Source organism: Geobacter sp. (assembly GCF_027327745.1).
Lineage (GTDB): Bacteria > Desulfobacterota > Desulfuromonadia > Geobacterales > Geobacteraceae > Geobacter.
Map to the genome: position 1 here is coordinate 1 of NZ_DAHVYG010000042.1, position 13,344 is coordinate 13,344.

The window sequence follows — 13,344 nt, forward strand, 5'->3', positions numbered from 1 at the left end:
CCACAGAATGAGAGGCGTGTAGTATGGTGCTCCATCCGTTTCCTCCTGGTTTCCCAGCGTAATATACGGGAAGCCGAAGAGGATGTCCAGCATTTATTTATCGCAGGGGATCAAGCTCCGTCAAAAACGGGTAATGCTCCCGACACGATTCGCAAGGTGGTAATTGCCACAGCCGAGGTTACTACATTGACAACGAGTCATTTCTATTGGGGCGGCATTACTGTCACAGGGACATCTCTCTATGTTGCCGATGCGCCATCAATTCGCGAGGTAAGCACCGATACGGGCATTGTTTCGTCCCTGAGCATCAACACAGGAACACTCCCTCCGATAGTCAATCCGTCAGGGATGATTTCAGATGCGGTCAACATCTATTTCGCCGATCATTATGACCATACGATCAAAAAGGCAGTAATAGTCTCTGGTATTGTGACATCTCTAGCGGGGTCCGCTGGTGCAACGAGTTCCGCCGACGGCACCGGCGCAGCAGCAAGATTTAAAAGTCCATCACACATTACATCTGATGGTATGAACCTGTACGTGACCGATGACCAGTCGATCCGCAAGGTAGTAATTGCCACGGGAGAAGTGACGACGCTGGTAGCTCCACACAACCAATAACGAGCATCGGCCGTCGCTATCGCGCCAGCCGCCCCTGAAGCGTGACGTTGCAAAAATTACCCACCATCACAAGGAGACAGCAATGCAGCGACTGGACCCGCTCAACTTGATGAAGCAACTTCTCCTGCTCGTAACTTTCCTCATGGCCAATGTTTCTATCGCCGTTGCCGAGCCAGTCTCGGAAGCCGACATTCCGGTCCGCTGCACGAGCTGGCATATCGTGTATGACGTCAATGCGGACGGTTCTTTTGTTGAGAGCCAGAAATGGTCCATGGTTGTCCTCAAAGAAAGCGCCGTGGAGAGCCAGAAGACGGCATCGGTCACCTTCAGTACCAGTGTGGCCAAGGGCGAGATTCTTGAGGCATACACCCTGAAGAAGTCGGGACAGCGGCTCGACGCGCCGAAAAGCAGCTATCAGGTCACGATCAATGACGGTTACAACAGCGCCTCTCCTCTCTATTCCGACGAGACAACGATCAGCGTAGTCTTCCCGGACCTGGCTGTTGGAGACAGCATCGTATTTTCCTCCCGGGTGACCAATACGGAGGGGATGTTCCCCAACCAGTTCTCCGTTGCCCACAGTTTTTCGCGCTACCAGGCCTATGATGACGTCAGCATCAAGATCATCGCCCCCAAAGCGATGAAGCTGCGCCACGAGGCGTATTTCCTCGAACCGCAAAAAACACGGGAGATGGACGGCAAGCAGGTACTGGAGTGGACCTTCCAGAACAGAAGACCCGAGAAATGGACTGCTGCTGACAGCGGCCTTTCATTCGTGGGGGACGAGCCTAGCCTCTACGTTTCCACCTTTGGCAGCTATCGAGAGATCGCCGAAGCGTACGGCGCCAGAGCCAATCCGAAGGCCGCGGTTTCCGACCGAGTGAAGTCTCTGGCCGCTCAGATCGTTGCCGACAAAGCGGCCCCCGAGGCCCAGGCGCACGCCATCTACGACTGGGTGACCAGAAACATTTCGTACGGCGGGAACTGCATCGGCATCGGTGCGGTTGTCCCGCGTGATCTGGACGTGGTTCTGGACAACAAAATGGGTGACTGCAAGGACCACGCAACCCTGCTTCAGGCGCTGCTGGCTGCCAGGAACATCGAGAGCGAGCAGGCACTGGTGAACGCCGGCAGCCGATATGACCTGCCTAAGGTCCCCGTGGTAGCGACGATAAATCACGTGATCAACTACCTTCCCGGTCTGAAGATGTATCTTGATTCCACCGCGTCAACCGTTCCCTTTGGCATGCTTCCCCTTTCGCTGGGCGAAAAGCCGGTCCTGCTGGTCTCTCATTTTCAGGATGGGGCAAAGATCCCGTCCACGGCCCAATACGGCCACGAGCAGATCATGCGCACGAGGATTCGGATCAACCCCGATGGGTCCGCCACTGGAACTGCCCACTTCAGCCTCAAGGGCATTCCGGCAATCAGTATGAGAGAAGCCATGCGGAACTTGCGGGGTGACCTGGAAGAGTATGCTGTCAGAAAGCTCTTGGGATCACAGGGGGTTCACGGCACCGGGACCCTGCAAAAGGACGACCCGAAGGAACTGCTTGATGTGTACAATTTCAGCATTTCCTTCAATCTGGAGGACCTGCTTGTCGTTGCCAGCACGACTGGAATGCCGATTAAACCTGTGGCATCCAGTCTTTTCCCCATCGCGACAATCACAGCCGGCGCGTATGAACCCACGCCCAAGAAGGCAACGGTATGCAGCGGTGGACGGAGCGTGGAGGAGTATGTTTTCGAGTTTCCCGCTTCAATGACGATAGTCGGTTTTCCCAAGGATTTCGAGTATTCCAGCCCTTCACTCGATTACCGGGCAACGTACCGGAAGTCGGGAAACGAGTTGACCGTCACCAGGGATTTGCGGGACAAGACAGCGACCAACGTCTGTTCGTCCGGATATGAGGCGGAATATCAGAAAAGCGCCCGGAGCATCCTGCGCGATCTACGGTCACAGATTTTGATAAGCGACTGAGCCGGCAGACGCATGATCTGCCCGGAGAAGTGATTATGCCTGGAGCTGCGCAAGCCGTGCGGGAAAGTACCGCATGACGTGGCGAAACCGCATCCACATCGGCACGTCGGGGTGGCACTACGACCACTGGAAGGGGCCGTTCTATCCGGAGGAGATGAGGCCGGAGGAGATGCTCGGCTACTATGCGGGGCATTTTCGTGCGGCGGAGATCAACAACTCCTTCTACCATCTGCCGAGCGCCGAGGCCCTCGACGCCTGGCGCAAGGCGGTGCCCGGGGAGTTTCTCTTTGCGGTCAAGGCGAGCCGCTACATCACCCACATGAAAAAGCTAAAGGATGCCGGGGAAGCGGTGGAGCACTTTCTCGGGCGCGTCAAAAGACTCGGAAAGCAGCTGGGGCCGGTCCTGTTCCAGCTTCCGCCCAGGTGGAGATGCAACGCCGCGCGACTCGGGGAGTTCCTTGCCCGGCTTCCCGAGGGATTTCGCTACGCCTTCGAGTTCCGCGATCCGAGCTGGTTTGCCGATGAGGTCTACGCGCTGCTGCGCCGGAGGGGTGCCGCCTTCTGCATCTATGAACTGGCCGGCACCCTTTCGCCCCGGGAGATCACGGCCGATTTCGTCTACCTGCGCCTCCACGGGCCGGGCGGGGCCTACCAGAGTTCGTACGACCAGGTCGCCCTTGCAGGATGGGCGAGTGCCCTGTCGGCCTGGGCCCGGCAGGGAAAGGAGGTCTTCTGCTTCTTCGACAACGACCAGAACGGCTACGCCGCCCTGAATGCACGCAGCCTCAAGGAGATGGTCGAGAAGGACGGGACAGGCCTTGAAGATTTGGAGGTGGAGTGATTCGCGAGAGATTCCGCACCGCAGCCCTGACCCTCCTCGCGCTCGTCGCCTTCGCCGCCAACTCGGTTCTCTGCCGTTTGGCCCTCGGGACGGGCGCCATCGATGCGGCGGGGTTTTCCGCCATCAGGCTCGTTTCCGGGGCGCTCGCGCTGCTGGTCCTCGTCCGGCTGAGGGGCCGACACCCGGTGGAAAGCCGGGGAAACTGGAGAGCGGCCGCCGCGCTCTTCGTCTACGTCGTCGCCTTTTCGTTCGCCTACCTCAGTCTGGCCGCGGGAACCGGCGCGCTGATCCTGTTCGGGGCCGTGCAGGGGACGATGATCCTGGCCGGTCTTCGCTCGGGCGAGCGTCCCCGCGCGCCGGAATGGTGCGGGTTGTTCCTGGCGCTGGCCGGGCTCGTGCTGCTCGTTTTCCCCGGTCTTTCGGCACCGACCCCGACGGGCTCTCTCCTGATGGCGGTGGCGGGGGTATCCTGGGGGATATACTCCCTTTCGGGGCGGGGCTCCACCGACCCGCTGGCGGTTACGGCGGGAAACTTCGTCCGCGCCGTCCCCCCGGTTCTCGCCCTCTCCCTTTTCGCCATGCCGACGCTCCACGCATCCCCGAAGGGGGCCCTGCTCGCCGCCGCTTCCGGTTCGCTCGCCTCGGCCGGGGGGTACGTCGTCTGGTATCGTGTCCTGCGCCACATGACGGCCACCTTCGCGGCGACCGTGCAGTTGGCCGTTCCCGTCCTGGCGGCGGCGGGGGGAGCCCTCTTTCTCTCGGAGCAGATCACGGTGCGGCTTCTCATCGCGGCCGCGGCGATCTTGGGCGGGGTCGGCCTGGCGGTGCTGGGGCGGGCTCGGCCGCTCCCCGACGGAAAGCGGCTGCGGGAGTAGGAAGCTCCCATCATCAAAAGAAAAAAGGCGCCAAAAGGCGCCTTTTTTCGTGGAACAGCTCTGCAACTGCCGCTTCGGGGTTCCTACCCGATGGCGTTCAGGTCCCGCAGGATCTCGTTCACGTCGAGACCGTGGGCGCTGCATCCCTGCTCAAGGGTCTCGTTCTGGGCCCCCATGCAGCCTATGCAGCCGAGGTTGTACTTGCGGAGCACCTTGGCCACTTCGGGGTGCTTCTGGAGGGCCTGGGCGAAGGTCATTTCCTTGGTGAACTGCTGGCTCATGTTGTTTCCTTTCTGTCGCAAAGTAGCGTTAAATTCTCTCTCACAGGTACTTGATGTCGATGATCTCGTATTCCCTGGTGAGTCCCGACGGCACCTTGATCTTGACGCTGTCGTCGAGCTTGTGGCCGATGAGGGCCTTGCCCACCGGCGAGGTGCAGGAGATCTTCCCCAGCTTGATGTCGGCCTCTTCCTCACCGACGATCTTGTAGGTGACCTCATCCTCGGAGGCGGTGTCGTAGAGGGTGACGGTGGCGCCGAAGACCACCTTGTCGGGCTTCATCCCGGTGAGGTCCACCACGTAGGCCCGGGCAAGCTTCCCCTGGAGTTCCTGGATGCGCCCCTCGATGAACGCCTGGCGGTTCTTCGCTGCGTCGTATTCGGCGTTCTCGGAGAGGTCGCCGTGGCTGCGGGCTTCGGCGATATCCTGGATCACCCGGGGCCGCTCCTCGCGGATCAGCCGTTTGAGCTCCTCCTGGAGCGCCTCGTAACTTTCCTTGGTCATCGGTACTGAATGGGACATCGCGCTAACTACTCCTCAATGAAAATCGCGGGACAACCGTTCGGCCGCCCCGTTGGTCGGTCCGGAACCGGGCCGGCTTACGCCAGGTATTCCTGAAGTGGCTTCACGTCAAGCTCGCCGTTGAGCATGGCGATGATGCCGTCCGCCGCCGCGTTTGCCCCGGCCACCGTGGTGAAGTAGGCCACGTTGTGCATGAGGGCCTCGCGCCGGATGGAGAAGGAATCGGCCACAGCCTGGGCTCCCTGGGTGGTGTTGAGCACCATGCATATCTGGCCGTTCTTGATGGCGTCCACCACATGGGGGCGCCCTTCCAGCACCTTGTTGATCACCTCCACCGCAACCCCTTTCTCCTGCAGATAGGCGGCGGTGCCGCGGGTGGCAACCAATTTAAAACCGGCATTATAGAGTTTTTTGGCAGAGTCGACAATATGTTTCTTGTCGGCGTCGTGGAGGCTGATGAAGACATTCCCCGATTTCGGGAGCTTCACGTTGGCGCCGAGCTGGGCCTTGGCAAAGGCGGTGGCAAAGTCGGGGCCGATCCCCATAACCTCTCCGGTGGACTTCATTTCCGGGCCAAGGATGGTGTCGACCCCGGGAAACTTGACGAAGGGGAAGACCGCCTCCTTGACCGATATGTGCTGCGGCACGATGTCGCCGGCGACGCCGAGCTCCTTCAGGGTCTTTCCCGCCATGACCCGGGCCGCGATCTTGGCGAGCGGCCGCCCCGTGGCCTTGGAGACGAAGGGGGCGGTGCGGGAGGCCCGGGGGTTCACCTCCAGGATGTAGATGGTGCCGTCCTTGATGGCGTACTGGACATTCATGAGCCCCTTGACGTTCAGCTCCAGGGCCATGAGCTCCGTCTGGCGGCGGATTTCGTTGACCAGCTCCTGCGAGATGGAGTACGGCGGGAGGCTGCAGGCCGAGTCCCCCGAGTGGATCCCCGCCTCCTCGATATGCTCCATGATCCCGCCGATGACCACCTCGGTCCCGTCGCAGAGGGCGTCCACGTCAATCTCGATGGCCTTGTCCAGGAACTTGTCGATGAGGATCGGGTGCTCCGGCGACGCCTGGACGGCGGTGGTCATGTAGCGGCGCAGGTTCTCCACGTCGTAGACGATCTCCATGGCCCGGCCGCCGAGAACGTAGGAGGGGCGCACCACCACCGGATAGCCGATCCGGTTGGCCACTTCTTCCGCCTCCTCGAAGGAGCGGGCGGTGCCGTTCTCGGGCTGCAGGAGCTCCAGCTTGTGAAGCATCTCCTGGAACCGCTCCCGGTCCTCGGCCCGGTCGATGGCGTCCGGCGAGGTGCCAATGATGGGAACCCCGGCCTTCTCCAGCGCCACGGCGAGTTTCAGGGGGGTCTGGCCGCCGAACTGGACAATGACCCCTTCCGGCTTCTCCAGATCAACGATGGAGAGGACATCCTCGTAGGTGAGGGGCTCGAAGTAGAGGCGGTCGGAGGTGTCGTAGTCGGTGGAGACCGTCTCCGGGTTGCAGTTGACCATGATGGTCTCGTAGCCGTCCTCGCCCAGGGCGAAGACGCCGTGGACGCAGCAGTAGTCGAACTCGATCCCCTGGCCGATCCGGTTGGGACCGCCACCGAGGATCATGATCTTCCGCCGGTCGGTCACCTCGGCCTCGCACTCCTCCTCGTAGGTGGAGTAGAGGTACGGGGTGTAGGCCACGAACTCGGCGGCGCAGGTGTCGACCCGCTTGAACACGGGCCTGACGCCGAGCGAGAGGCGCAGTTGCCGGATCTCCTCGTCGTTCTTCCCCCAGAACCGGCCGAGCATCTTGTCTGAGAAGCCGAACTGCTTCGCTTCGCGGACGATGGCCGTGAGGTTCTCCGGCGTCTCGGTCGAAACATCGATCTTCCGCAGCTCCTCCTCCTTCTCGATGATCTGCCGGATGTTATAGAGGAACCAGGGATCGATGGCGGTATGGGCGAAGACCTCCTCCACGCTCATGCCGCTGCGGAAGGCGTCGCCGAGGTACCAGAGGCGCTCCCAGTTGGGGACCCGGAGCCTGTCGTGGAGGAGCTGCTGTTCCTTTGCGGTCAGGGCCCGGCGGGTGTCGCCGTTGACGAAGAGGCGCGACTCCAGGCCGGCCGAGCCGATCTCCAGGGAGCGGAGCGCCTTCTGGAACGACTCCTTGAAGGTCCGCCCGATCGCCATCACCTCCCCCACCGATTTCATCTGGGTGGTGAGCGTCGCGTCGGCGGCCGGGAACTTCTCGAAGGTGAAGCGGGGGATCTTGGTCACCACGTAGTCGATGGTCGGCTCGAAGCAGGCCGGGGTCTCGCGGGTGATGTCGTTTCTGATCTCGTCCAGGGTGTAGCCGACGGCGAGCTTCGCCGCAATCTTGGCGATGGGGAAGCCGGTCGCCTTGGAGGCGAGGGCCGAGGAGCGCGACACCCGGGGGTTCATCTCGATCACCACGAGACGGCCGTTGCGCGGATTGATGCCGAACTGGATGTTGGAGCCGCCGGTGTCGACCCCAATCTCGCGGATGATCTTCAGGGCCGCATCCCGGAGGATCTGGTACTCCTTGTCGGTCAGGGTCTGGGCGGGGGCCACGGTGATGGAGTCGCCGGTGTGGACCCCCATGGGGTCGAAGTTCTCGATGGAGCAGATGATCACCACGTTGTCGGCGGTATCCCGCATCACCTCCAGCTCGTACTCCTTCCAGCCGATGACCGACTCCTCCACCAGGATCTCGTCGGTGGGGGAGGCGTCGATGCCGGCCATGGACATCTTCTCGTACTCCTCCATGTTGTAAGCGATGCCGCCGCCGGTCCCCCCCAGGGTAAAGGAGGGACGGATGATGGCCGGGAAGCCGACGTGCCTGACCACCTCCATCGCCTCGGTGTAGTTGTGGGCGAGCCCCGAGCGGGGAACCGACAGGCCGATCCGCTCCATCGCCTCCTTGAAGAGGGTCCGGTCCTCGGCCTTCTTGATGGCGGGAAGCTTGGCGCCGATCAGCTCCACCCCCAGCCTCTCAAGGGTTCCGTTCTCCGCCACCGCCACGGCGGTATTGAGGGCCGTCTGGCCGCCGAGGGTCGGGAGCACCGCATCGGGACGCTCCTTCTCGATGATCTTCGCCAGCACCTCGGGGGTGACCGGCTCCACGTAGGTCCGGTCGGCGAAGTCGGGGTCGGTCATGATGGTGGCCGGGTTCGAGTTCAGGAGCACCACCTCGAACCCCTCCTCCTTCAGCGCCTTGCACGCCTGGGTGCCGGAGTAGTCGAACTCGCACGCCTGGCCGATGACGATGGGGCCGGCGCCGATGATGAGGATCTTTTTGATGTCTGTTCTTTTAGGCATTGCAACTCCTTGCTGATGTATCGTCGTTAAAAAATGAATCTATCCCCGGAATATGAAGAACACCGCTCCGGCCAGGCAGCAGCCGGCCCAGAGATAGTCGAGTTTCAGCGGCTGTCCCATGTAGTAGACCGCAAAGGGAACGAAGACCGCAAGCGTGATGACTTCCTGCATGATCTTCAGCTGCCCCAGGCTGAAGGTGCCGTACCCCATCCGGTTGGCCGGCACCTGGATCAGGTACTCGAAGAAGGCGATCCCCCAGCTCACCGCCACCGCGATGTACCAGGGTGCCGCCTTCAGGTTCTTCAGGTGCGCGTACCAGGCAAAGGTCATGAAGATGTTGGACAGCGCCAGCAAAACGATTGTTCTCATGCTAATCCTGCACCCAGCCGTTCTCCAGGCCGGCTTCCTCCAGGGCCTCCACCGCCTCGTCGTACTCCTCGTCGGTGATCTTGCGGTGGATCCCCGGTGTGTCGGCGGCACGGTGAGCCGGGAAAAACTGGTTCATCAGGGCGATGTGGGTCTCGGTCCTCAGGTTCTCGGCGATCCAGCGAAGAGTCTCGCCGCTCCCGGCCGCCCCCTCCGGCAGCACCAGGTGGCGGATGATGAGGCCCCGCACCGCGCTCCCCTCTTCGTCCATCTCCAGGTGCCCCACCTGGCGAAGCATCTCGGCAACCGCCTCCCGGTTGATATCCCTGTAGCCGGGGGCCGAAGAAAACCGAACCGCCGGCTCCTCCGCCGCGTACTTCATGTCCGGCAGGTAGATGTCCACCACCCCGTCCAGGAGCCGGAGGGCATCCACCTTCTCGTAGCCGCTGGAGTTCCAGACGAGGGGAAGCCGGAACCCGCCGGGAATGGCCAGCCAGAGCGCGGCCAGGATCTGCGGCAGGAAGTGGGTCGGTGTGACGAAGTTGATGTTGTGCACCCCGCGCTTTTGCAGCCCGAGCATCCGCTGCGCCAGCTCCCGCGTTGTCAGGTCCGTGCCGTTTCCCTGCTGGCTGATGGGGAAGTTCTGGCAAAACCGGCAGTGGAGGCTGCACCAGGAGAGGAAGATCGTCCCCGATCCCTTTGTCCCGGAGATGGGAGGCTCCTCGCCATGGTGAGCGTTGGCCGAGGCGATCCGCGGCCGCCATCCCGCCCGGCAGAGACCGGTCTCGCCGGCCAGACGGTTCACCCCGCAGTAGTGGGGGCAGAGATCGCAAGAGCGCAGCCGTGCATAGGCCGCCTTGACCCGCTCCCACAATTCGCCTGATTGATAAAGATCGATGTATCGCATGGTCCTGTAGGGGCGATCCTTGTGATCGCCCTCGTCATGGGCGAATACAAGATTCGCCCCTACGCCTTGTCCTTCTCCATCATCTCCACGAACCGCCCGAAGAGGTAGTGGGAGTCGTGGGGCCCCGGCGATGCCTCGGGGTGGTGCTGGACCGAGAAAATCGGGAGGTCCTTGTGCTTCATCCCCTCCACGGTCTGGTCGTTCAGGTTCTCGTGGGCCAGGTCGCAGGCGTGACCCAGCGACACGATATCCACCGAGAAGCCGTGGTTCTGGGCGGTGATCTCCACCCGGCGGGTCTCCAGGTCCATGACCGGCAGGTTGGAGCCGTGATTGCCGAACTTGAGCTTCATGGTCTTGCCGCCAAGCGCCAACCCCAGGAGCTGGTGGCCGAGGCAGATGCCGAAAATCGGCTTCTTGCCGACGAACTTCCTGATGTTCTCGATGACGGCGGTCATCGGCTCCGGGTCGCCGGGGCCGTTGGAGAGGAAGATGCCGTCCGGGTTCATGGCCAGGGTCTCCTCGGCCGGGAAGGTGGCGGGGACCACGGTCACGTCGCATCCGGCCGAGACGAGGCAGCGGAGGATGTTGTACTTGATGCCGAAGTCGTAGGCCACCACCTTGTACTTCAGCTCCTCAGGCGCGGCGACGGTATACCCCGCCTCCAGGTCCCAGAGTTTCTCGGTCCAGTGATAGGGCCTGTCGCAGGTGACGCCGGAGGCGAGATCGAGACCGGCCATGCTCGGCACGGCCCGGGCCTTTCTCACGAGGCTTTCGTGGTCGAAGTCGACGGTGGAGATGATCCCGTTCTGGGCCCCCCTGTCCCGCAGGTGACGCGTCAAGGCTCGGGTGTCGAGCCCCTGGATCCCCACCACACCGTTCTCCTTCAGGTAGGCGTCGAGGCTCATGGTGGCCCGCCAGTTGGAGTAGCAGTCGTGGTACTCCTTGACGATGAACCCCGAGAGGTAGAGCTGCTTGCTCTCAATGTCCTCGGGGTTGATGCCGGTGTTGCCCATCTGGGTATAGGTCATGGTGACCATCTGCCCCCGGTACGAAGGGTCGGTCAGGACCTCCTGGTAGCCGGTCATGGCGGTGTTGAAGACCACCTCGCCGGTGGCCTCCCCAGTGGCGCCGAACGATTTTCCTTCGAAGATGCGCCCATCTGCGAGCGCAAGTACTGCTTTCATGAACATGCTCCTGTGTATCCGTTATCGGTAGGGGCGCCGCTTGCTGCGCCCGATGAATCGGCAAAACAGGGCGCAGCAAGCGGCGCCCCTACGGTCAACCTCGTTTATGCACAATCCGGCCGCCGACGATGGTGTACGCCGCGGCCCCCTTCAGCTCCCGCCCGAGGAAGGGGGAGTTCTTGGACTTGCTGGCGAGTTTGTCGGCCTCCACGGTCCATGAGGCATTAGGGTCGATGACGGTGATGTCGGCGACCGCCCCTTCCCTCAGGGTCCCGCGGTCAATCCCGAGAATCCTGGCCGGGTTGCGCGCCATCTTTTCCACCAGTGCCGGAAGGGTAAGCACCCCCTCCTCCACCAGTTTCAGGGAGAGCGGCAGCGAGGTCTCCAGGCCGATGATCCCGTTCAGGGCGACGTTGAACTCCACGTCCTTCTCGTCCAGATGGTGGGGAGCGTGGTCGGTGGCGATGGCGTCTATGGTGCCGTCGGCAAGTGCCGCCTTGACCGCGGCCACGTCATCGGCCGTGCGAAGCGGCGGGTTCATCTTGGCGTTGGTGTCGTAGCCCCGCACCGCGTCGTCGGTGAGGGTGAAGTAGTGGGGCGCGGTTTCGCAGGTGATCTTCACTCCCCTCGCCTTGGCGTTGCGGATGATCCGTAGCGCCCCCCTGGTGGAGACGTGGGCGATGTGGAGCGGCGAGTCAGTGAACTCGGCCAGGTAGACCTCGCGGGCGGTGGCGGCGTCCTCGGCGGCCCAGGGAATACCCTTGAGCCCCAGTTCCGTGGAGACGAACCCCTCGTTCATGACCCCCTCCCCCACCAGGGAGAGGTCCTCGGCGTGGGAGATGACCATGATCCCCATCCCCTTGGCGTACTCCAGGGCCCGGCGCATGAGCTCGGAGCTGGTCACCGGCCGGCCGTCGTCGGAGACCGCCACGCAACCGGCCTTCTTCAGGTCCCCCATCTCGGCCAGGGCTTCACCCTTGCTCCCCTGGGTGATGGAACCCACCGGAAAGACGTTTACGACCCCTTCCTCCTTCGCCTTGGCGACGATGTAGCTCGTCACCGCCTTATTGTCGTTCACCGGCTTGGTGTTGGGCATGCAGGCCACCGAGGTGAACCCGCCGGCCGCCGCGGCCCTGGTGCCGGAGACGATGTCTTCCTTGTATTCGAGCCCCGGGTCCCGCAGGTGCACGTGCATGTCGACGAGCCCCGGCGTGACGATCAGGCCGGAGGCGTCGACGATCTCCGTTTGGGCCGGAGCCTTGACCCCCTTGCCGAGCGCCTTGATAACACCGTCCTCCACGAGGATGTCGAGTGCTTCGTCTATCCCCTGCGACGGGTCGATCACCCGCCCTCCCTTTATCAAAAGATTCATTGGTCACCTCGCGATTCGTGTAGGGGCGATCCTTGTGATCGCCCTTGAATTGGGCGAATACAAGATTCGCCCCTACAATGCCCGGATTCACTCCGTCGGCAGCTCGCCACCGGAAACGTGATACAGCATCGACATCCGCACCGCCACGCCGTTCTCAACCTGGGTGAGGATTGCCGACTGATCCCCGTCGGCCACGTAGGATGAGAGCTCCACCCCGCGGTTGATGGGACCGGGGTGCATGACCATGGCGCCGGGTTTGGCCAGCTTCAGGTTCTGGGGATTGAGGCCATAGTAGCGGGAGTACTCGCGAAGCGTCGGCAGCAGGGTCTTACCCTGACGCTCCAGCTGGATCCGGAGCATCATCACCACGTCGGCCCCCGCGATCGCCTCCCGCATGTCGGTGCAGACGGTCACGTTGCCGAGCCGTTCGATACCGGGGGGCATCATGGTCGGCGGGCCGGCGAGACGGACGCTGGCCCCCATGGTCGTGAGGCCGAAGATGTCGGAGCGGGCCACGCGGCTGTGGGTGATGTCGCCGACGATGGCCACGGTGAGCCCGTCGAGGGTCCCGAACTTCTGGCGCATGGTCAGCATGTCGAGAAGCCCCTGGGAGGGGTGCTCGTGGGCGCCGTCACCGGCGTTGATGACCGAGCAGGATACCCGCTGGGCGAGGTAATGGTGTGCCCCCGAGGCGGCATGGCGCATGACGATGATGTCGGGCTTCATGGCCAGGATGTTCCGCGCGGTGTCGGAGAGGGTCTCCCCCTTGGTCACGGAACTGGTCGAGGCCGAGATATTGATCGTATCGGCGGAAAGTCGCTTGGCTGCAATCTCGAACGAGGTGCGGGTGCGGGTGGATGCCTCGAAGAAGAGATTCACCACCGTCTTGCCGCGCAGGGTCGGCACCTTCTTGATGTCGCGGCCCGAAATCTCCTTCATGTTGTCGGCCGTGTCGAGAAGGAGCTGGATCTCCTCCCGGCTCAGTCCCTGCAGTCCGATGATATCCTTGTGCTTGAACCCCATCGTTCCCCCTTTGTTCCGTAAGGGCGCCGCTTGCTGCGCCCAACGAATGA

The 13,344-nt window shown here is 62.5% G+C and carries 11 protein-coding genes and 1 pseudogene; 4 read left to right on the forward strand and 8 right to left on the reverse strand.

Annotated elements, in window-relative coordinates:
- The 4 genes and pseudogenes from M6689_RS08810 to M6689_RS08825 form a co-directional block, all read left to right on the forward strand.
- Window positions 1–621, forward strand: a pseudogene (locus tag M6689_RS08810) (hypothetical protein); the annotation flags it as partial.
- Between the two features lie 82 nt (window positions 622–703).
- Complete coding sequence (locus M6689_RS08815) at window positions 704–2,602, forward strand: DUF3857 and transglutaminase domain-containing protein (RefSeq protein WP_298270416.1); 1,899 nt, start codon at window positions 704–706, stop codon at window positions 2,600–2,602.
- A gap of 73 nt (window positions 2,603–2,675) precedes the next feature.
- Window positions 2,676–3,443, forward strand: a complete 768-nt coding sequence (locus M6689_RS08820) for a DUF72 domain-containing protein (RefSeq protein WP_298270418.1) — start codon at window positions 2,676–2,678, stop codon at window positions 3,441–3,443.
- Window positions 3,440–4,318: a DMT family transporter gene (locus M6689_RS08825; RefSeq protein WP_298270421.1), complete on the forward strand. Its 879-nt coding sequence runs from the start codon at window positions 3,440–3,442 to the stop codon at window positions 4,316–4,318. The genes M6689_RS08820 and M6689_RS08825 overlap by 4 nt, the downstream gene beginning before the upstream one ends.
- An 83-nt stretch (window positions 4,319–4,401) precedes the next feature.
- On the opposite strand, the gene M6689_RS08830 is transcribed toward M6689_RS08825, so the two are convergent.
- From M6689_RS08830 to M6689_RS08865, 8 genes are all read right to left on the reverse strand, one after another.
- The gene (locus M6689_RS08830; RefSeq protein ID WP_298270424.1) at window positions 4,402–4,599 is read right to left on the reverse strand and encodes a DUF1858 domain-containing protein; all 198 of its coding nucleotides are present in this window, start codon (window positions 4,597–4,599) and stop codon (window positions 4,402–4,404) included.
- A 40-nt stretch (window positions 4,600–4,639) separates the two neighbouring features.
- Window positions 4,640–5,119 (reverse strand): transcription elongation factor GreA, encoded by a 480-nt coding sequence (gene greA / locus M6689_RS08835; RefSeq protein WP_298270426.1) that lies wholly within the window; start codon window positions 5,117–5,119, stop codon window positions 4,640–4,642.
- A gap of 77 nt (window positions 5,120–5,196) precedes the next feature.
- Window positions 5,197–8,442 carry a carbamoyl-phosphate synthase large subunit gene (gene carB, locus M6689_RS08840; protein ID WP_298270428.1) on the reverse strand — a complete coding sequence of 1,082 codons (3,246 nt, stop codon included), beginning with the start codon at window positions 8,440–8,442 and terminating at the stop codon, window positions 5,197–5,199.
- Window positions 8,443–8,481: 39 nt separating this feature from the next.
- Window positions 8,482–8,811, reverse strand: a complete 330-nt coding sequence (locus M6689_RS08845) for a DMT family protein (protein WP_298270430.1) — start codon at window positions 8,809–8,811, stop codon at window positions 8,482–8,484.
- 1 nt (window position 8,812) lies between these two features.
- Window positions 8,813–9,715 carry a radical SAM protein gene (locus tag M6689_RS08850; RefSeq protein WP_298270433.1) on the reverse strand — a complete coding sequence of 301 codons (903 nt, stop codon included), beginning with the start codon at window positions 9,713–9,715 and terminating at the stop codon, window positions 8,813–8,815.
- Between the two features lie 59 nt (window positions 9,716–9,774).
- The gene (carA, locus tag M6689_RS08855) at window positions 9,775–10,899 is read right to left on the reverse strand and encodes a glutamine-hydrolyzing carbamoyl-phosphate synthase small subunit (protein ID WP_298270436.1); all 1,125 of its coding nucleotides are present in this window, start codon (window positions 10,897–10,899) and stop codon (window positions 9,775–9,777) included.
- A 94-nt stretch (window positions 10,900–10,993) separates the two neighbouring features.
- Complete coding sequence (locus M6689_RS08860; RefSeq protein WP_298270439.1) at window positions 10,994–12,271, reverse strand: dihydroorotase; 1,278 nt, start codon at window positions 12,269–12,271, stop codon at window positions 10,994–10,996.
- Between the two features lie 87 nt (window positions 12,272–12,358).
- A complete protein-coding gene (locus M6689_RS08865) occupies window positions 12,359–13,294 on the reverse strand; it encodes an aspartate carbamoyltransferase catalytic subunit (RefSeq protein ID WP_298270442.1) in 936 nt (311 codons plus the stop codon).
- Window positions 13,295–13,344 lie beyond the last annotated feature (50 nt).

Bases quoted from the DNA above. Each gene is read 5' to 3' on its own strand.
- carB (WP_298270428.1), bottom strand. From the start codon at position 8,442: ATGCCTAAAAGAACAGACATCAAAAAGATCCTCATCATCGGCGCCGGC.
- M6689_RS08845 (WP_298270430.1), bottom strand. From the start codon at position 8,811: ATGAGAACAATCGTTTTGCTGGCGCTGTCCAACATCTTCATGACCTTT.
- greA (WP_298270426.1), bottom strand. From the start codon at position 5,119: ATGTCCCATTCAGTACCGATGACCAAGGAAAGTTACGAGGCGCTCCAG.
- M6689_RS08860 (WP_298270439.1), bottom strand. From the start codon at position 12,271: ATGAATCTTTTGATAAAGGGAGGGCGGGTGATCGACCCGTCGCAGGGG.
- M6689_RS08865 (WP_298270442.1), bottom strand. From the start codon at position 13,294: ATGGGGTTCAAGCACAAGGATATCATCGGACTGCAGGGACTGAGCCGG.
- M6689_RS08830 (WP_298270424.1), bottom strand. From the start codon at position 4,599: ATGAGCCAGCAGTTCACCAAGGAAATGACCTTCGCCCAGGCCCTCCAG.
- M6689_RS08815 (WP_298270416.1), top strand. From the start codon at position 704: ATGCAGCGACTGGACCCGCTCAACTTGATGAAGCAACTTCTCCTGCTC.
- M6689_RS08850 (WP_298270433.1), bottom strand. From the start codon at position 9,715: ATGCGATACATCGATCTTTATCAATCAGGCGAATTGTGGGAGCGGGTC.
- carA (WP_298270436.1), bottom strand. From the start codon at position 10,899: ATGAAAGCAGTACTTGCGCTCGCAGATGGGCGCATCTTCGAAGGAAAA.
- M6689_RS08820 (WP_298270418.1), top strand. From the start codon at position 2,676: ATGACGTGGCGAAACCGCATCCACATCGGCACGTCGGGGTGGCACTAC.